Source organism: Streptomyces sp. SirexAA-E, from assembly GCF_000177195.2.
GTDB classification, from domain to species: domain Bacteria; phylum Actinomycetota; class Actinomycetes; order Streptomycetales; family Streptomycetaceae; genus Streptomyces; species Streptomyces flavovirens.
Genome location: NC_015953.1, coordinates 19,946 through 37,764, shown reverse-complemented (window position 1 = coordinate 37,764; position 17,819 = coordinate 19,946). Strand labels below are relative to the sequence as shown.

The following is a 17,819-nucleotide window of genomic DNA, read 5'->3' as shown; positions in this document are numbered from 1 at the left end:
CGCTGGTTGCTCCGGGTGCGCCGCATGTGCTCGCCACAACAGCAATGATGGAAAGGCTGTGTGATATCAGGTACACGGCCTCCATCGAGACGATCGACAACGGCCGGGCCGGCATGCTGCTCGGCGCCCTGAACGTCTGGCAGGTACCTGCGGCCGCAGACCTGAGTGCCGCCGCGCGCTGTTGATGGGCCCGGAAGGAACGGCAGACGACACTACGGCAAGCGCACCGACCTAAGCAGCGGGTCTGCACCGGCCGTCCGCTGATGGCACCCGCGGCTTGTTTTAGTAGCGGATCTGGGCTGTCGCGGCGTCGATCTCCTTCATGGTGATGTTCTCGCTGCCGCTGCGGATCGCGATGACGGCGGCCGTGGAGACGACATAGGCGAGGGCTTTGAAGTAACCGCCGGTGCGCTGGTGCAGTACGGCTGCATGTTGGCTCAGGGCGTTCTCTTCCAGCTGGTACAAGCTCAGGTCGGCCTCGAAGCTCGCCAGGACGCGCCGGAACATCTCCTGTTCCTCGGCCTTGGTGCCCAGGGGCAGGGGGTGCAGCCAGGTCACCGGCAGCAGCGCGATCGGTGAGGGGGAGACGGGTTGGGCTGGCTGTCCCGCCCGTTCGAGCCGTACCCGATTCTCCTCGCTGACCCGGGTCAGCTCTCCGGCCAGGATGCGGGCCTGGTGCAGGCGGTGGCTGGCGCCGGTGCCGCAGAAGACGATGGAGATGCCCAGCTTCTCGCGCAGGTAGTCGAAGTAGGGCAGCACGTTCGCCAGGTGCTGCGGCGAGGCGCGGTTGATGTCGTCGATGAGCAGCAGACGGGTCTGCGCCGTCTCCAGGACGTAGTTGACCGGCAGGGTCACGTCCTGGTGCTTGCGCATCTCCAGAACCTCCTGGAGGTTTTTCGGCTCGGGGTTGAGGCCCAGGTAGGAGCCGATCTCCCAGAGCCAGTTCACCCTCGGCTCCGGGTCTGCGGGAGTGGTGATGTGCACCACCGGGATCGTGTTTGGCTGCCTGCCGTTCGTGACGGCTTCGATCTCTTTCTGGGCGGTGCGTCCCATCGCCCGCAGCAGGCAGGTCTTGCCGGTGCCCGGGGGCCCGTCGATGACTTGGTCCATCAGCCCGTCACGGCACCCGCTGTTGCGGTGGACCGCTTCGACGACCGTCTCCTGCATGTGGGTCGTCGCGTCGGTGGACACCATCCGCAGATGGCGATGGTAGGCGATGGCCTGGTCGTCTTGCTTCCTGCCGGCAGTGGGAGTGCCGCCCGTCGGCAGGACGGGCGGCTCCACTTTCTCGTCGACGAAGTGGGTCCAGCCGGTGAGCTGGAACAGCGGCAGGGGCCGCATCGGGGTTTCTTGCAGCTGCTGACGCAGGCGGGCTTCACGTTTGGCACGCAGTTCGACGGATGCCTTCATCATGCTTCTCTCTCGTCACGGTCCTGGCTCACACCGGCAGACCGGCTCCGGACCGGGAAACCTCTCCGCCCCCGGGGCCGGCCTGCGGCTGCATGGTGCACGGCCCCTGTCACCGGTCGCCTACATCTCCCATACGTCGCCCTCGTCCTCGGTACCGTCATCACCGTCCGGATCGAGGTCGTCGAGGAGTTCCGCCTCGACGACCTCGTCGGCAGCCTCCGGTGTTACGGCCGCGGAGGCCTCCGGCGGGCTGTCGTCGCCGTCGTCGGGGAAGAGAGCTGCCAGCGGATGCGGAGCCTGCCCGCTGCCCGGGGGACGGTCCGCGCCGCCCGTGCAGGCGGGCAGCGCCGGGGCGGGCGGCGCGGACGGGGGCGCCAGAGGGGAGATGGGCTGCGCCGGGTAGGGCCGCAGGGTCGACAGGTCGAACTCCTCCAGACCCGCGTAGGGGTCATGGGAGAGCTGTTCGGTCTCCAACTCCACTCCCTGGAAGGGCGGTTCGGCCCCGGTGCGCTTCGGTGGCGGCCTGCGACTGCGACGACGCCGGTCGCGCTGCGCCAGGGACAGGGCGATCACCTCCTCGTCCTGCTTGCTGCCGCCGGCCGCCTGGTGCCGCTCGGCGTGCTCCTGCCACATGTCCGCGGTCCACGGATCGTGCAGCAGGTGCCGGAGCCGGAAATCGCAGGTCACCCAGGTATCGGCCGTGTGGTCGTACAACCACACCCGCTCGGGACGGTAGGGGTTGAAGCGGCATTCCCACTGCTTCTCCCGGCCGGGCAGCTTCGAGCCGCCACGCAGGAGGATCTCCCGGTAGTGCCCGGCGTCCTGCGCGAGGGGCTGATAGGTCCGATAGTCGATCATGAAGCCGCCCTTGCCGGGGCGGACCCACTGCCGCAGCAGGAAGAAGCGGTTCTGGGCGGGGGAGAGCGGCACCGCCCGGTAGCCGCTGCGGGCCACTTGGACCGCGTACATCTCGTTGGGCGACAGCACGACGCCTGGCCGGAACGGGTCGCGCAGCCCCGCGTCGGGGGTCTGCTGGTACTCCAGCGCCACCCACTCCTGGGCCATCTGCTGGAGCTCGGCAATCGTGTACAGCGGCATCCGGTCGATGCCGCGGCCGCGTTTCTTGTGGCTGCGGCCCTGCCAGCCGTGCGTGACGTGCTGACTGAAGCGGTGCGCGAGGGTGACGAAGAAGTGCTCGGGCAGCGGCTTGTCGGTCGGGGTCTTCTTGCGCGCCGGGCGGCGGGCGATGCGCAGCCGGTCGCAGACCTCGGTGAAGTGCTCGCTCACATAGGGGCTGCCCTGGTCGTAGATGATCAGCTCGGGGCGGATGACCGGGCGGGCGGCGGTGGCCTCGGTGAACCGCTCGTCCGCCGCCCGCAGCGCTCCGAACGGCAGACTGGAGGCGGCGGCCCCACTGAGCGGGTCCCAGCCGGGCATCACCGGCCAGGGCGCGAAGGCCTGAGCCAGCATCAGGGTCAGGTCGATCGCCCGGGTCGCCTGGCCCACCTGCCCGTTCTCGGCGTCCCGGGGGCGGCTGGGCGTGATCATCAGCGCGCACACGTTGTGGTTGGCCACATCGATGAGCGTGGACAGCTCCGTTGCGGTGGGCCGGCCGTCGTCGCCGCGGGCCAGGATCCGCAGCGGCGTGGTGTCGGTCTGGGTCACCTGTCCCGGCCGCAGCACGACCTCGCGCCCGCCATGGGGCAGCGGCGGGGTGGAGGCCAGGGCGGCCCGGGCCCGTGTCGGCTGGCCCAGCGCATCGGCCAGGCCGGACTCCTTCATCCGCAGGTAGAAGGTGGAACGGGAGGGCAGCAGGGCCGCCACGGCCGCCGAGCCGAGTTCCTCGGCGTGCCGCGAGTGCAGCAGGTCCTCGACTTCCTCGCGGATCACGTCGATGGTCACGTCCGACGCATGCGCACGCCGGGCCACCACCTCCTGCATGGCGGCCAGGCACCGCGGATCAGTGAAGCCCCCCGGCCGCCCCTCCCGCGGCTGAGGCAGCAGGACGACCGGGTTCTCCCCGGCCGCTTTCCACTTGCGCCGCTTGTCGGCGAGGGTGTGGGCGGAGCAGCGGATGCCGTCGGCGGCCAGCCGCGCCGACATCGCGGCGCACCGCTGGGCCAGCGTCGTGTCCGGCCCGAATCCCCGCGCATGCTCGCTTCGGCCCGGCGCCAGACCGGTGTCGATCTCCACCATGCGTGCCTGCCACAGTGCGGCCTCCTCCTCCCGCCCCTCCGGCCGGCCCCACCCGCCGAGAGCCGCCCCACCCGCGGCCGGTGCCGCACCGCCACTGAGGACAGCGAAGTCCTCCGCGCCCACTAGCCACCGGAACGACACCGCCCGGGGTGCCTCGGCGCCGTCCCGAGGCACCAGCGTGACCAGCGGTCCCTGCCACTCCGCCACCTCCCATTCGTGCCTGTGCCAGCGCACCAGCGCCCCGATGGACAGCGACCCCGCAGACCGGCCCTCGTCTGCTCCCGCCATGTGCCCCCTCCTGGTCGTTCAGGCCGTCCAGGCCACGGCGTCGGGCAGCAGCGGATACGCGGCATCGAACAGCAGCCGCCGCTGCCAAAGCATCCGGTAGGCGAGGTCCAGCCCGGTCAGCTCGTCCAGCCCGCTGGCCGCCACCCCCGCCCGCAGACCGGTCGGCGCCCTGAACGCCTCCAGCAGCGCCCGCCCCAGGCCCTCCTCGTCGCCCACGGCAAACCGGTAACCGGCCAGCCAGCCCAGGTTCCGCGCGCGCAGCCCCGACGGTTCACGCACCTGCCGCACCCGCCACCCGGCCGCCTGCGCCACCTCCTGAAGCACCTCGAGTCTCACCGCGGGCAGGCTCTCCTGTCGGGGCGGCTTCAGCACCAGCACCTCACGCTCGCCCTCGGCCGTGCGCGCCACGAAGTCGGGGCGCCAGCGGCGAAGGCGTCCTCCGGCCCGCCACCGCAGTTCCACCGGGCCGGCGCTGAACGCCGCCCAGGCCGGCTCGAAGTCCAGCTCTATCGCCAGCCGCCACTGCCGCAGGCTGCCGCACACCACGGTCTGCTCCCGGGTCGCCACCGGCCAGTAGGTGATGATGCCCTTGCGGCCCCGGTAGGGCACCGGTTCGCTCACCGGCCCGAACTCCTCCAGTGCCACGCCCCGAAGCCCGGCCGCGCTGCGCAGGCGCACCGGCCCGTAGGGCTCGCGGTACAAAACCACGACACCCTGCCCCGCCTTCGGCACGGCCTCGCCTTCCATCAGGCCGCCGGGACCCTCCGCCGCGTTCACGCCGCCCACCCCTTGCCGTGCCGCCGCAGGGTCCCGCATACCTGTCCGGTCGGCAGCCCCTTTTGGGCCCAGTCCCTGACCTGCACCGGCCGCCCCACGAAACCCGCCCGCCGTCGACTGCCCCCGCACCGGCACGGGTTGGCAGGAGCCGGACAGCCAAGCTCCCGTCACCTGTTCACCCGCCCCTGCCTCTTTCGGTGATGACTGCTGCCGTAGCCCGGCATGCCCATGCTGCTCCGCTCCGCGCTGCGAGGACTTTCCCGCCTGCCGGATACACCTGAAAGGGTGAACAAGTCGGCGACAACGAAGGACGCCGGGCGCTGCCCGGTCGCCATCCCGCGCGGCGGCTCAGCTGCTGAACTCGCCTGCCAAGAAGCCGACTTCGGCCCGCTGGACGACTTCTGCCCGATCAGGAGTGCCCGGGCAGCTCCCACCGCACCTCGTCACCGTCGTGATGGAGGCGCCAGGTGGTCACGAGACGGGCGCGGACCAACTGGTCGAGGAGGTCCTCCAACTGCTGAGGCGGCTGCCCGCACTGGCGGGCGAGAGCATCGAGCTCACCCCCGCCCGCCCCAGCGGTGCTGTGGGCGGCCAGTGCCAGTGCGGCCAGCCGTAGAGCGGAGGGCAGGGCGGGCGAGAGGATCAGCGGGGCGGGGCGCAGCGCCCATTGGGCGGCGCGGACGCGCGCGGTGCGTCCGGGATCCTGGTGGAGGACGGGGGCATCGAGCAACTGCGCCTGGACGGGGGAGCATCTGCGTCTGAAGCGGTGCAGCCAGCCGGCGTGTTCCAGCTCCAGCCACAGCTCTGCGCGGCCGTGCAGCCGCATGCCGCGCAGGAAGCCGTGGGGCAGGCGGATCTGCCCCTGGCGGTCAGCGCGCAGTGCGCACTGCAGGGCGAGCAGCCGGGCCGCGGGGGAGGAGAAACGCGGCAGTGCTGTGGCGAGGTAGGTGAGCATTTCGCGTACGCGTTGCTGCTCTGCCGGGCCGAATGGCGGTGCGATGCGCGCAGAGCGCGACGTACTGGAGTGCGTCGGGGTGCGGTCGGCGCGGAGCAGGGTGGGCGGTACGACGGCGGTGCGGCTCATCGCCGCCGCGCAGGCGGCGCAGGCATCGGCCAGCCGCCAGGTACGGCCGCCGCGGTCGCAGGTCAGGGCGAGCAGAACGGGCCCCGCACAGCCGCGGTGGCGGGGGTGCCAGCGGCAGCCCAGCGCCCGGCACTGGCAGGTGCGCAGATGCCCGGGCAACGCGTCGGCGCGGGCATGGCGGGCCAGATGAGTGAGGGCGGCCGAGCGGGCGGAGACGGCCTGCAGGACGGGGCTGTGCGTGCAGCGAGGGCAGGCCAGGGCCGGTCCGCCCGTCTGCGGGCGCAGGCGCACTGTCCAGATGCGCTGCACCGTGGCGTGTGTGCTGGCAAGCCGCATCGGCTCGTTGTCCCTCCGCTCTGGTCTGCGCCGGCGTCGCGCGGTGGTCTCCCGGTGCGCACGCGGGAGCCGCCCGCACCGTAGTGCAGATTCCTGCACTCGCGCAGAAGCGGGGGCCTGGTGCGCTCACCTGCACTGATAGTGCAGAAATCCGCACTGACAGGGCAGGTGTCTGCACCGTCGGATGGTGGAGTGACGATCTTGCCCCCCGACCCGGACCGCGACGCCCTGCGTGTGACGCTGGCACGGTTGAGGAATGAGCGCGGGTGGACCTTCGACGAACTCGCCGGCCGCAGCGGCCTGGCCCGGCGCACGCTGATCGACCTCGAACACGGCCGAGCCGCCGGCACCGTCACCACCTGGCATGCCCTCGCGCACGCCTTCGACGTCCCCATCGAGCAGCTGCTCGGCTCACTCTGCGAAGGCCACACCCCGCCCGGATCCAAGGGCGCCTGACTCCGGTCGCGCCAGGCCTGAAGCGCGGCACAAATCACCCGAACCGGCGAGCACGCATAGAACGCACACTCGCAGAACCGCGTCACCGTTCGATACCGCTGGGCCGGCCGGGGGACTGCCGGCCCGCCTGCCCCGCCTCCGGCAGGGGGCGCCTGGCACGGTCCTCGCCATGCGCCCCAACACCGCCCCCACCGGCTGCCACTGGGACGGCAGCCCCCGCACCGCACCGGTGCGCCGTCCGCTGCGGGTAGCCACCACCAGCCCCAGCCGCCTGCTGCGCGCCGGCCAGAGCCGCCGCTGCCCCCAATGCGGCAACCGCATCGACCTCTACCCACGTACGGACGGGCGGCCCACCGCCCTGCATCCCGCCGAACTCGCCACTGCCCAGGTCCCCGCCCCCTGCCGCTGGCACCTGAGTTCCGGCATCGCCCACCCGCACGACGACGGCCGTACCTGGTGCCGCATTCCGCACGCCGTGCTCTGCCCGCAACGCACCCCCATCTGCCGGATCAGCCGGCCCCTTGAGTCGGCGCGCCGCCAACTCGCCGTACGGACCCGCCGCCTGATCGACACCGGCGCCTTCACGCCCACGGCTTTTCCCACCACAACAGCGCCCACCGGCACCGGCTCCCCCGACCACCCGGTCGTACGGATGCTGCTGTGCCTCTACCTCGCCGACGGCCCCGTGGAGGCCGTCCGCTGCGTAGCCCAGACGAACCACCGCCGCCGCTGCCCCCGCCCCGTCCTCGACCCGGACGGCCCGGCCGGATCCTGGAGCCTGCTGCCTGTCGGCCCCCGGCGCGGCGAGCTTGCTCTGCCCGAACAGACGATGGCCGTCTACGACCTCAGCCGGCTGCCTCACGCCGAACAACGACGCTGGCGCATCCAGCGCTGCTCCGCGCACGCCGTCCCCCACGGCACCGCCGATCTGGCACTGGCCGGATGGCAGGTCTTCGATCCCCTTCTGCACGCCGAGCACCTGCGTACCGATCTGCCCTATCCACCGGCACACGAAAGCAGAGAGCGGTGACGATGCCGCACCACGCCCTGGAAGTCGTCCTGACCCGCCCCCTGAGCTCAGCCGAACTCCGCGAAGCCGTCCGCGTGCTGCCGCTCGCCACCAACCACGACACCACCCGCCTCATGACCCTCGTACGCGCCGAAACCCCCCACCGCGCCGCGCACCGGCTGCGCCAACGCCTCGCCGCACGGCTTCCCGTGGACGTGATCACCACCCACTACCCGGATGCCGCAGGACAGGTCCTGCTCAACCTCGCCTTTTCACCCGCCGTCCACGCTGCGATCCGCCAGGCTGCCCATGAAGCGGGGCAGAGCCCGGAAATCTTCGTGAAGCTGGCCCTGCACCGCGCGCTGGCCCAGCACGCCAGCGACGAGGCCCACCGGCTCGACCGGGCCGTGCAGCAACTGCTCGCCCACACCACGGCCGCACACCTCCTGGCAGCCGTCGGCCACGCCCTGACCCGCACCCCCGGAGCAGCCCCCGCATGAACCCGACCGACGAACAGACGGCAGCGGCTGACGCCTTCCATGCCGGCCAGCACCTCGCCCTGCAGGCCGGCGCCGGCACGGGCAAGACCACCACCCTGGCCCTGCTCGCCCGCACCACCACACGCCGCGGCCGCTACCTCGCCTACAACCGGGCCATCGCCCAGGACGCCTGCACCCGCTTCCCCGACACCGTCCAGTGCAAAACCGCCCACGCCCTGGCCTACGCGGCCGTCGGCCACCGCTACACCCACCGCCTGAACGCACCCCGCCGCCCCGCCTGGCAGACCGGACAGATGCTCGGCATTAACAAAGCCGTCCGCATCGGCGACCGCGAGGTGACGCAACGAGCCCTCTCCAACGCCACCCTGCGCACCGTCGCACGCTTCTGCCACACCGCCGACGAAGCCATCACCCCCCATCACGTGCCCCGGCTGCGCGGCCTGGACGACACCGACCTCCACACCCAACTCGCCGCCCACATCGTGCCGTTTGCCCACAAGGCGTGGGCCGACCTGCAACACCCCGACGACGGCGCCGTCCGCTTCGACCACGACCACTACCTGAAGATCTGGGCCCTCACCCGGCCGCGCATCCAGGCCGACTTCCTGCTGCTGGACGAAGCCCAGGACACCAACCCCGTCGTCGAACAGATCTTCCTCGCCCAGCGCGACCACGCCCAGCTGGTCATGGTCGGCGACTCCGCCCAGGCCATCTACCACTGGCGCGGCGCCAAGGACATCATGACCGGCTTCGACGGCACCCAGCTCGCCCTGTCCCAGTCCTTCCGCTTCGGCCCCGACCTCGCCGCCGAAGCCAACCGCTGGCTGCACCTGGCCGACGCGCCGATCCGCCTCACCGGCACCCCCGCCGTGCCCACCGAACTCGGCCTCGTCACACAGCCGGACGCCGTCCTGTGCCGGACCAACGTCGGCGCCATGGCCCAGGTCATGACCCACATGGCAGCCGGACACCGGGTCGCCCTGGCCGGGGGAGGAGACAGCCTGCACGCCCTGGCCCTCGCGGCCCGCGACCTCAAAGAAGGCCGCCGCACCCACCATCCCGAACTGCTTCTCTTTCCCTGCTGGGGCGACCTGCAGGACTACGCTGCCCACGATCCTGCGGGCCGGGACCTGCAGCCCCTGGTCAACCTCGTCGACACCCATGGCGCCGACGCCATCCTCGCCGCCCTCACCCACCTCGCCCCCGAACCGCACGCACACGTCACCGTCTCCACGGCTCACAAGGCCAAGGGACGCGAATGGCCCAGCGTCCTCATCGCCGAGGACTTCGCCCGGTCCCTCGACGACACCACCGGCCAGACGGGAAACACGCCCGCACTCGTCCCCGCCCCCGTGGACGATGCCGAGGCCCGTCTCGCCTACGTCGCCGTCACCCGCACTCGCCGACGCCTCGACCTGGGAGGCCTCTCCTGGATCTACGACCACCCGGACGGCACCCCGCCGAGCCAGGCACACCCTGATGATCACCGGGCGGGGTCACGATGACGTGATCTGCCTCCAGGAACCTGTCCGCAAGCAGCTGAAACCGTGCGAGGAGATACTCCCCGCCCCGGCTGGGCCGCTATCGGAGGCTTCTCCTGAGTGCAGTGACGGCTGTTGCCGACGTCCGCCGTCCCCGCGCGGTGTGGCCTGCGCTCTGGCTGAATTCTCGCCAGGCGAAGGGGCGTTCGGCGGCCACGGTCTGCCGTTCGCCGAGCATTCCCTGGACCAGGCAGTGGCCGATGCGCTGGAGCAGCTGTTCGAGCCACTCTCTGGAGGCGAGGAGGCTGTAGGCCGTGCCGCTTGGACGGTCCCACGTCAGGTACTGCACCTGGAGGTGCCCGTCGGCGTCGTACCAGCAGGGACGGTCAGGGTCGCGTCGCAGTCCGCTGTCTCTCAGGAGCGGGTCATTGAGCAGCGTCACGGAGACGGGCGCGTCGAGGGAGCAGTCGGAGCTCTGCCCACTCCAGCTGTAGGTCTGGTCGGTGGGGATGGCGGTGACGGGTTGTCCGGCGGGGTCCATGGCGCGGTCGATCCGGCCCTGCGGCTGTGCGGCGAGGGCGCGTTCGAGCCAGTCGTCCTTGTCGTCGACCGGGCCGTCCGCCCACTGCTCCGCCAGGTCAACGAGCGACTCGGCCTGCCTCTCTTCCCTCCTCTTCCGCCACATGGCGAGAGCGTCGACGGTCTCGGCGTCGGCAGCCGGTCCAAGGGCTGTCTCCGGCGAGGCCAGGTCGTTGTCATCGTCCGAGATATCAGGATAGTCCTGGGCGGTTTCATATTCTTCATGCTGGAATATGCTCACGTGCCAGGAGTCCGGTTCGGGGTCGGTCCAAGGACCGGGCACGGTGGGGAAGTCGGCGAAGAGGAGACTATGGCGGTCGGGACCGTCAGGCATCATCCGGTGTGTGAGGGCACGGCCTTCAAGCCAGGTGAGCAGACTGGTGAACTGATCGTCGGACACGATCCAGCTGTGGACGCGGTGCCACTGCTCAGCCTGGCCGTGGGTGGCGCTCCATCCTCGGCCGTCGTGGTCATCGGTGGCCTGCTCATGGAGCACGACCCATTCCCTGCCCTGGCCGTCGGTTCGTACCCCCAGTTCACCGAGGTCGGGCAGGTTGCCCGGATGGCTGATCCACTCGTCGATACCGTCGGCGTCCGGCAGCGCCGGAACGGGCGGTGCCAGAGGATGCGAAGGGCCGGCGGGCGCAAAGGTGGCGTTGTCGGCCTCGCTGCTGCCGCTTTCTTCGTCAGCACCGGCGAACGGGTGCCGGGCCGGGGGGAGGGAGGGATCGATGTCAAGCAACGACAATCGTGCCGCTCCGGGGTAGTCGGCCGGGTCGTGCTCACCGCTCCGATGGGGGTGCCGGTGGTTCGCCAGCCGCTCCACCAACTCGTGGAGAGCCATCCACTGGTACTTCTTGCCGATCCGTTCGCCCTTGTGGGACTGGCGGGAGCCGGACATGCGTCCCCGGGAATTGTCGAATTCCGCGAAGAGTTCGGGCGACCAGCCCAAGCTGGCGACACGGGCGAGCACCCACCTGGCGGCCCACTCCGCGTCCACTTGGGCATCGGCGAGGCGTTCGTCCACGGCCGGCGGCACCCGGCAGTCCTGCAGCAGCGCGTACTGGTCCTGGTCGAGGACTTGCCTCGCCTTCCACCCGGTGAGGAGCTGCTCGACGGCGACCGGTGTGCTCAGAGCAGGCCGGACGGACTCCGGGAGACTTTCCGCGAAGGCCGGGATGCGGCCCGGGTCCACCACGACAGGATCATCGCGGCGCTGCCACGAGGGCCGGCGGGGATAGTCGGATGCGAGCGGCAACATGCTGAAGTGGTGGACGGCCGGGCGGACCTCGTAGTCCGCGAAGTCACCCAGCGATGACAGGGACGAGCGAACCGATCCCCACAGCGACTCGTTCTGCTCCCGCCGGGGGAAGAGGACGTCGAGATCCTCCTCCGCAGGAGCCTGCCCGACCTCGGGGCAGGCGTGCGGATGCCTGACCGCGCCTGCTTCTTCGCCGGTGATGGCTCCAGCGGCGTGCGCCATGGTGACGATGCGGGTGGCCGCATCGCACAGCAGCGCGTTCCGTGAGGCGTGCGCGGGCGATGCGATATCACCGTAGAGGTACTCGACGAGCCGCCGCGCGACCTGCCCGAGGAGGCCGCGCTGCTCCTCGCCCTCGCCGCGCCGGGCCACCACCCCGTATGCGACCCACACCAGGCGCTCGAAGAGGTAGGGGTCGTCGACCTTCTCGACGTCCTCGTGTAGGAATCTGTCCAGGAGGGACACCAAAACGTCCCCGCGGCCCAGGAGCAGCTGCACGAGGGCTTTGGTCGCCCGGTCCCGCAAGAACCGGTTGGAGGACGTGAGGGTCCACACCAGCGTCGTCGCCGCCAGCCGGACGACTTCCTCATCGGTGGCGCCAGGCACTATCACGGGCCCGCGTGAGCGGTCCCCGAGCCGCGGCCGGGCCGGACGGGACGCGGGGTGCAGAGCATGCGGGGTGGGGTACTGCTCGGCCCAACGCAGCAGCCGGTGCAGCGCCGTGACGTCCCACAGCATCGCGTAGGTCTCGACGCCCCACCACGCGTCGCGTTCGGGCCGCGGCCTTCTCACCAGCACCCGGTGGAGACGGTCGGCGTTCAGCAGATGCCCCGGCTCCGCGGTGACCGCCAAAACGGCCTCCAGCACATCGGCAGCGCGTCCGTGACGGGAGGCCGTCTCGTTGAGGAGCGTGATCGTGCGTTCGTTGACGCTTCGTGTGCTGCGCAGGGGAAGCGTCTCCAGGAAGCTCCGGGCCAGCAGGTAGCCCTGGGTGTCCGCGCGGCGGCCGGGCCCGGCGGTGTCCGTGGCCGGCAGGGTAGGGCACGCCAGCAGGTCGACGAGTTCCGTGCCGGCCTGCTCGGGCAGGAGAATCGATGCAGCTTCCTGATAGTTCGGGGCGGCTTGACGCAGCCAGCTCCGCAAAGGGGAGTCGGCGTCCAGCGGCCGGCCTTCACGTAGCGAGTCGATCTCGTCCTGGTGGGCAGCGAAGACCGACCGCACGACGCGGTCGTCGCCCAACGCCTGGTAGGGGAAACCGATGCCGATGCCGATGCCTTCCGCGGCCTTATAGGTGCGCTCGTTGGACACGATGCCCTGAGCGAGGAGTTGGCCGAGCATGGTGTCCGGCCACGCTGTGGCCGCTGGAGCGTAGGCGTCGACAAGGGTGCGGGCTTCATCACGCGGAAGCACGGAAAGCCGTGCGGCGGCCATGCGTGAGGCAAGGGCGTCCACCGCACGGTGCACGGGCCGCTCGAGAGGATCCAGTCCAAGCCGGTTGCAGATGGTCTCTGCCCGGTGATCGACATAGGCGTCGAACACCGCGCTGCGGTCACGCGGATGGCTGCCCGAGCCGGCCGCGCCCCGGTGCTGGCTCTTGCCCAGGCTGTCCGCATACAGCTTCACGAACAGCGGGTTGGTGAAGACCGAGGTAAGCAGGGGAGTGTTGGGAAGAGCAGCGGGATTTCCACGAAGGTAGCTCTCGAGACCTTCCATCTCCCGTCCGGCGAAGCCGGAATGCACCGAAGCCGGCCCGTCGAAACGATCAGGCACCACCAAAGACCTGAAGGTCGAGCGGCAGGACACCACCAAAGCGATGTGCCGGTACGCGGCCAGATGCCCCTGGAGAGCGAGCAGCTCGCTCTTCCAGTTCCCGGCATCGTCGGAGTCGTTGAGGGCATCAATGATCAACAGGAAGCGGCAGCCGCTGGCCGCGCCGGCGGCGTCCATCGCCTGGAGGAAGTCCCGCTCGGCAAGGGGGCCCAGTCCGCGCTTCTGCGCGATCTCACTCAACGTGTTGTGCCCGCTGAGCTCCTGCCCGAACACCACCAGCGCCGGCCGGCCATCGTCCACGGCCCTTCGCGCGGCGTCGACCAGCAGGTGCGTCTTGCCCTGCCCGGCTTCACCCAACAGCAGCCACGCTCTCTTCTGCGCTGCCTTCGCAGCGGCGCCCTGCATCAGGTCCTCCACCCGCGCGCAGGCGCTGCGGGCACGAGCCAGAGCGCCCTCACACAACGGCGCCACACTCTGCGAAGCCGTCACCGGCCCGCCCCTGCCCGGCTGTGCCACAGGTGCCGCGGAAGATTCAGCGGATTCGGGCAGTTCCTCCGCGAACCGGTCGGCCAGCTCCCGGAATTCGCCCAGCTGCTCCAGCATGTCCTCGGCCACAGCGGCTGCCTGCTCAGCGGGGAAACCGGACGTCGCGGATACCGCGGACAGGTCGTGGACCAAGGTTTGCGCGCCCTCCCGCAACGGAAACGTCCACGAGCTCACCCATTGTGACAGCGCCTGGTGCGCCGGGCTGCTGTCCGGCGCGGGATAGCGGCTATGCCACCGCATCATCTCGGCGAGGAGAGTCTCAACGGCGGCCTGCAGGTCCCGGGCCCGCTGGACGCCCTGCCGCAAGAATTCCTGCGGCAGGGCGCACGCGTCCGCCACCTGAGCGAGCGGCAACGCCACATGATGTTCGGGTGTGTACCGCGACTCGGCCAGACGCTCAGCAAGCGTGACCTGTTCCCGGAACCACTCGCTGCCCAGCGCACGCCTTTCGAAGAAGAACCACTGGCGTCCCTCATTTCCAGGCTGGGTCAGCCGTTCCAGCAGTTCACCACCGCCGACGTAGCAGATGTCGACGTCGGCGAGACCGGGCAGCTGCTCCTTCCACTGGGCGACGTTTTTGTTCCACCGCTCCCTTGCGCCGGTGCGCGGCCTTCCGCGCGGGGTGACGGGGGTGGGGTCGGAAAGGTCGAAGGGCGTCAGGAACTCAAGTCGGACGATCTTCCGGTTCGCCATGTTCTCGCCGACGGTCGCGGCGCTCTTCTTCGCCTGGGGGATCAGGTCTTCGATGCTGTGGACGAACTTGACCTGGTATCCGTGCGCGGCACTGCCGTCGGGCGCCTGGTCGTACCATTCGACGCCGCCGTCCGGAGCAGCGGTCTTGATCGTCTCCCAACCCGGAGGGGCCGGCTTTCGGAGCTGGAAGCACAGTTCTTCAAAGGCACGATGCTGGCTTCCGTCCCACTCCCGGATGCTCTGCCAGTTGTGTGCCCTGCTGTCGTTCGCTGTCACTGCCGCCCTCTGAACCGTTCTGCCGCCCCACGGCGCGCGCATCGGATTCCAGCCTAAAGGGCCGCACTGACACACGAGGTTCTCGGCTGCCGGTGGGACGGGCAGGTCGGTGCAGGTCAGATGCGGCCCCGCTGCTGCGGCCCGTGCCCTACGGACGGTTATGGCGCCGGTGGTGACGGCGCCGGCCTGGAAGGCTGGCCCAGGGGCGGCCCGCTTTGAGGAGCTGCGCAGCTCACCCACTGATCGGCACGGCCATTCGGCTCAGCCTGCACCCCCTGCCAGTCCGCCCTGGGGCGACAGCTCCTCCGGTGAATAAAGCCCGCCGTGGGCCTGACCGACTGGGTCTGTTGGCAGAGCTCCGTCGCGCAGTTGGGGCAGCAAGGGTGCCTCCGGGGTGAGCAACGTACGCAGATGAGGCAGGGGGAAGGCTTCCTGCCGCAGAACCCGGCCGTCGGCGAGCAGTTGGGCCACGCAGGGGGCGAGGTGCGGCGGGAGCCAGGCGGCCGCAGCGCGTGCTTCGTCGGCTGTGGCGGGCGGACCGGAGCGTGGGCGCCCGGAGGAGAGCTTTGTAGAGGCCGGTTGCGGGCAGCAGCGGGGGGAGGCCGACGGTCTGTGCGTGGTGGCTGGCCTGCTGGGCGCAGTGCAGGCCGTCGACGTCGAGATCCGCGTACATCAGCAGGGTGTCGGCGGGGTGGTCGCGTTCACGGAAGGAGGCCAGGGCGGTGGGGATGGAGGCGACCAGCTGGTCGCCGGATCCGAAGCCGAGCCATCCCACCTGGCCACGGTCGGACCATGCCCCGAGGATCTCTCGCAGACTGGTGAACGCGGCGGTGTTCTCCACGATGAGCATCCAGGGCGCGGGCCCGAGTTCGAACATGGCCAGCGGGGCGGGGGTAGGGCGCGCCCGTAGGTGCGTGGCCACGTCGAGGAGCCCCTTGGCCACGAGGTGGTGGCGGGCGATGTCCTTGAGGTGCTTCTCGTCGCCGTACAGCTGGTAGGAGCGGTCGGCGATGGGAACGATCTCGGCATCCGGCTCGTCCCGCAGCAGCACGTTGACGGGGCCGAGGAGCGCGTGGCTCCTCCTCGGACAGCGGCGGCCGAGGGGGCTCACCCGCGTCGTGGAGGAGATTCCTCACGAAATCCTCCTGCGCGGGCCGCTCGCCACTGAGTGTGCGGCTTACAGAGCTGGCGGCGCGCGCTTCCTTGTCCGCGTACCTCCGCAGGGGCATCTCAAGTCTCTGAAACAACTCGCGCAGAACAAGGGCGAGTTCCCGGCGCTCAGGGCCCGCATCCGGGTGAAGCGGGCCGAGGGCGCCAGCCCCACTTCGACGTCTACTGGTCGTCACTGCCCCAGTGTCGGCCACCACTTGGCCCTGTCAGACGGAGCGTTTTCAGCGTGGCCACTGATCGAGTGACGCCGGTCAGGTTGAGGTGAGGGCCGCAACGCACAAAGCCCCCGTGCCGTTGAGGGAGGTGTTCGACGTCTCAACCCACCGGCACAGGAGCCCTGTTGGTTCCCTATCCTGCCGCACTCGACCTTCCTCACGCCCTGGTCGAGTGGGTCACCATGCTCATCGTCACCCGCGAGGGTGACCGCCGCTGCAAGCTCCCGCCGCACCAGCGTGCGCTCGTCGCTCTGGTGTACCTGCGCCGCCACGACACCCTCGCCCGGATCGCGACCGGCTTCGGGATATCCGTCGGCACCGCCCACGCCTACGTCACCGCCGTGACCGGCCTGCTCGCCGAACGAGCCCCCGGCCTGCTCAGAACGCTGCGCGAGCAGGATCCGGAGTTCGTCCTGCTGGACGGGACCCTCGCCGAATGCGACCGCGTCGGCGACAGCCGGGCCGACTACTCGGCCAAGCACCGCCGGCACGGCGTGAACATCCAGGTCGTGACCAATCCGACGGGCGAACTGCTGTGGATCTCGCCCGCGCTGCCCGGTCGCACCCATGACCTGACCGCGGCCCGAACCCATCGCATCATCCGGATCTGCGAACGCCAGGGCATCCCCGTCCTCGCCGACCGTGCCTACCAGGGTGCCGGTTTCTGGGTCACCACTGGACTCAAACGGCCACCGGGTGGCGAGCTCACCCTCACCCAGCGCACCGTCAACCGGGCCCTGGCCGCAGCCCGAGCACCGGTCGAACGCGGCATGGCACGGCTGAAGTCCTGGCAGATCTTCCGCAGATCCCGCATCAGCCCGAACCGCATGACCGTCATCACCAAAGCCGTCCTCGCCCTGGAGCGGCAACGCTGAAAACGCTCACTGTTGCGCACGAATTGGCAACGCGTTGCACATCGTTGGCAACTGTTGCCCGCTGCGCATTACCCTCCGCGCACCTCAAGCTCGCAGCATGACCCAGACGGCTCCAGAAGCTCCCCAGCGCAAAACCTCCCGCCTACGCCGCGCCGCCGCGGTCGTGATCCTCGGCTTCATCGGCGGAATCGCAACGGGCCTGGGGAGCACCGCAGGAGCGGAGCTCCCGAACTGGCTCCAACTGCTGCTCAGCGCATCGCCGTGGTGACGACTGATCAGAGGCCAGCTGCACGTCAAAGGTGGCCAAGTAATAGTCAAAGTCACAGATGTCCCGCCTTCCGTCCTGCCGCGGCCCGCCAGGCCGCCGCTGTCCACAGGCGGCATCAGGCAGGCTCCCCACACCATGAACACCAGCTCGCCGGGCATCGCCCGGAACAGCAGGACGACGCTGCGCTGCGAGCGCCACGACGCCCTCCTCCACCCGGAAGAGCAGGCCGAGTCCGCCGCGCGGTTCCCGGCAGGCCACCAGGCGCAGATGGCATTCCTCCTGGCCGCCTACGCCGGCAACACCTCTGTGGTCGCTGCGCTCTTGGGCACCCGCGCGCGTACGGTGCACCGTCACTGCCGTGGGTGGCCGCTGCCTCCCGGACCCCGGCTGCGCCGGGTCCTGCGCCGCCGTGTCCTGGACCTCGTGTGCCCGCGGTGCCTGTCCGATCGGGCGGTTGAAGAGGCACGCCAGGCGAGGTGGGACGCCCGGCGGGCGTCCCGCAGACTTCCGCGTGAGTAAAGCGGTCCTCACCGCTGGCCTGTCGGCCCGGGCGAGAGACGCCATAGCGAGGGTCCTCAGCTCACTCGTGAACAGGTGAAGCTTCTATGCATCACTGATAGCAATTAGCT

General features: G+C 70.3%; 12 protein-coding genes. 7 read left to right on the top strand and 5 right to left on the bottom strand.

The window, feature by feature from the left end:
- Positions 1–282: 282 nt before the first annotated feature.
- From SACTE_RS00130 to SACTE_RS00115, 4 genes are all read right to left on the bottom strand, one after another.
- The gene (locus SACTE_RS00130; protein ID WP_014043982.1) at positions 283–1,413 is read right to left on the bottom strand and encodes an ATP-binding protein; all 1,131 of its coding nucleotides are present in this window, start codon (positions 1,411–1,413) and stop codon (positions 283–285) included.
- A 117-nt stretch (positions 1,414–1,530) separates the two neighbouring features.
- Positions 1,531–3,894, bottom strand: coding sequence for a DDE-type integrase/transposase/recombinase (locus SACTE_RS00125; RefSeq protein ID WP_014043981.1), 2,364 nt, complete (start codon positions 3,892–3,894; stop codon positions 1,531–1,533).
- 18 nt (positions 3,895–3,912) lie between these two features.
- Positions 3,913–4,671, bottom strand: coding sequence for a TnsA-like heteromeric transposase endonuclease subunit (locus tag SACTE_RS00120; RefSeq protein WP_226995134.1), 759 nt, complete (start codon positions 4,669–4,671; stop codon positions 3,913–3,915).
- A gap of 409 nt (positions 4,672–5,080) precedes the next feature.
- The gene (locus SACTE_RS00115; RefSeq protein WP_014043979.1) at positions 5,081–6,091 is read right to left on the bottom strand and encodes a hypothetical protein; all 1,011 of its coding nucleotides are present in this window, start codon (positions 6,089–6,091) and stop codon (positions 5,081–5,083) included.
- A 192-nt stretch (positions 6,092–6,283) separates the two neighbouring features.
- Between SACTE_RS00115 and SACTE_RS00110 the strand changes: the two genes are divergently transcribed.
- The 4 genes from SACTE_RS00110 to SACTE_RS00095 all read left to right on the top strand — a co-directional run bounded on the left by SACTE_RS00110 (position 6,284) and on the right by SACTE_RS00095 (position 9,561).
- Positions 6,284–6,547: a helix-turn-helix transcriptional regulator gene (locus SACTE_RS00110; RefSeq protein WP_014043978.1), complete on the top strand. Its 264-nt coding sequence runs from the start codon at positions 6,284–6,286 to the stop codon at positions 6,545–6,547.
- A 169-nt stretch (positions 6,548–6,716) separates the two neighbouring features.
- Positions 6,717–7,577, top strand: coding sequence for a DUF6083 domain-containing protein (locus tag SACTE_RS00105; RefSeq protein ID WP_014043977.1), 861 nt, complete (start codon positions 6,717–6,719; stop codon positions 7,575–7,577).
- Entirely contained in the window at positions 7,574–8,056 is a 483-nt protein-coding gene (locus SACTE_RS00100; RefSeq protein WP_019993896.1) for a hypothetical protein, read from the top strand. Before SACTE_RS00105 ends, SACTE_RS00100 begins: the two co-directional genes overlap by 4 nt.
- The gene (locus SACTE_RS00095) at positions 8,053–9,561 is read left to right on the top strand and encodes a UvrD-helicase domain-containing protein (protein WP_014043975.1); all 1,509 of its coding nucleotides are present in this window, start codon (positions 8,053–8,055) and stop codon (positions 9,559–9,561) included. The genes SACTE_RS00100 and SACTE_RS00095 overlap by 4 nt, the downstream gene beginning before the upstream one ends.
- Before the next feature lie 76 nt (positions 9,562–9,637).
- On the opposite strand, the gene SACTE_RS00090 is transcribed toward SACTE_RS00095, so the two are convergent.
- On the bottom strand, positions 9,638–14,662 hold the full coding sequence (locus tag SACTE_RS00090) for a hypothetical protein (RefSeq protein WP_014043974.1): 5,025 nt from the start codon (positions 14,660–14,662) through the stop codon (positions 9,638–9,640).
- 1,510 nt (positions 14,663–16,172) lie between these two features.
- Between SACTE_RS00090 and SACTE_RS00080 the strand changes: the two genes are divergently transcribed.
- The 3 genes from SACTE_RS00080 to SACTE_RS00075 all read left to right on the top strand — a co-directional run bounded on the left by SACTE_RS00080 (position 16,173) and on the right by SACTE_RS00075 (position 17,709).
- Positions 16,173–16,922 carry an IS5-like element ISStsp5 family transposase gene (locus SACTE_RS00080; protein ID WP_014043973.1) on the top strand — a complete coding sequence of 250 codons (750 nt, stop codon included), beginning with the start codon at positions 16,173–16,175 and terminating at the stop codon, positions 16,920–16,922.
- Between the two features lie 97 nt (positions 16,923–17,019).
- Positions 17,020–17,190 carry a hypothetical protein gene (locus SACTE_RS34325; protein ID WP_158502620.1) on the top strand — a complete coding sequence of 57 codons (171 nt, stop codon included), beginning with the start codon at positions 17,020–17,022 and terminating at the stop codon, positions 17,188–17,190.
- Positions 17,191–17,325: 135 nt separating this feature from the next.
- Positions 17,326–17,709, top strand: a complete 384-nt coding sequence (locus tag SACTE_RS00075) for a hypothetical protein (RefSeq protein WP_014043972.1) — start codon at positions 17,326–17,328, stop codon at positions 17,707–17,709.
- The last annotated feature ends 110 nt before the right edge of the window (positions 17,710–17,819 follow it).

Bases quoted from the DNA above. Each gene is read 5' to 3' on its own strand.
- SACTE_RS00115 (WP_014043979.1), bottom strand. From the start codon at position 6,091: ATGCGGCTTGCCAGCACACACGCCACGGTGCAGCGCATCTGGACAGTG.
- SACTE_RS00130 (WP_014043982.1), bottom strand. From the start codon at position 1,413: ATGATGAAGGCATCCGTCGAACTGCGTGCCAAACGTGAAGCCCGCCTG.
- SACTE_RS00125 (WP_014043981.1), bottom strand. From the start codon at position 3,894: ATGGCGGGAGCAGACGAGGGCCGGTCTGCGGGGTCGCTGTCCATCGGG.
- SACTE_RS34325 (WP_158502620.1), top strand. From the start codon at position 17,020: ATGACCCAGACGGCTCCAGAAGCTCCCCAGCGCAAAACCTCCCGCCTA.
- SACTE_RS00105 (WP_014043977.1), top strand. From the start codon at position 6,717: ATGCGCCCCAACACCGCCCCCACCGGCTGCCACTGGGACGGCAGCCCC.
- SACTE_RS00095 (WP_014043975.1), top strand. From the start codon at position 8,053: ATGAACCCGACCGACGAACAGACGGCAGCGGCTGACGCCTTCCATGCC.
- SACTE_RS00075 (WP_014043972.1), top strand. From the start codon at position 17,326: ATGAACACCAGCTCGCCGGGCATCGCCCGGAACAGCAGGACGACGCTG.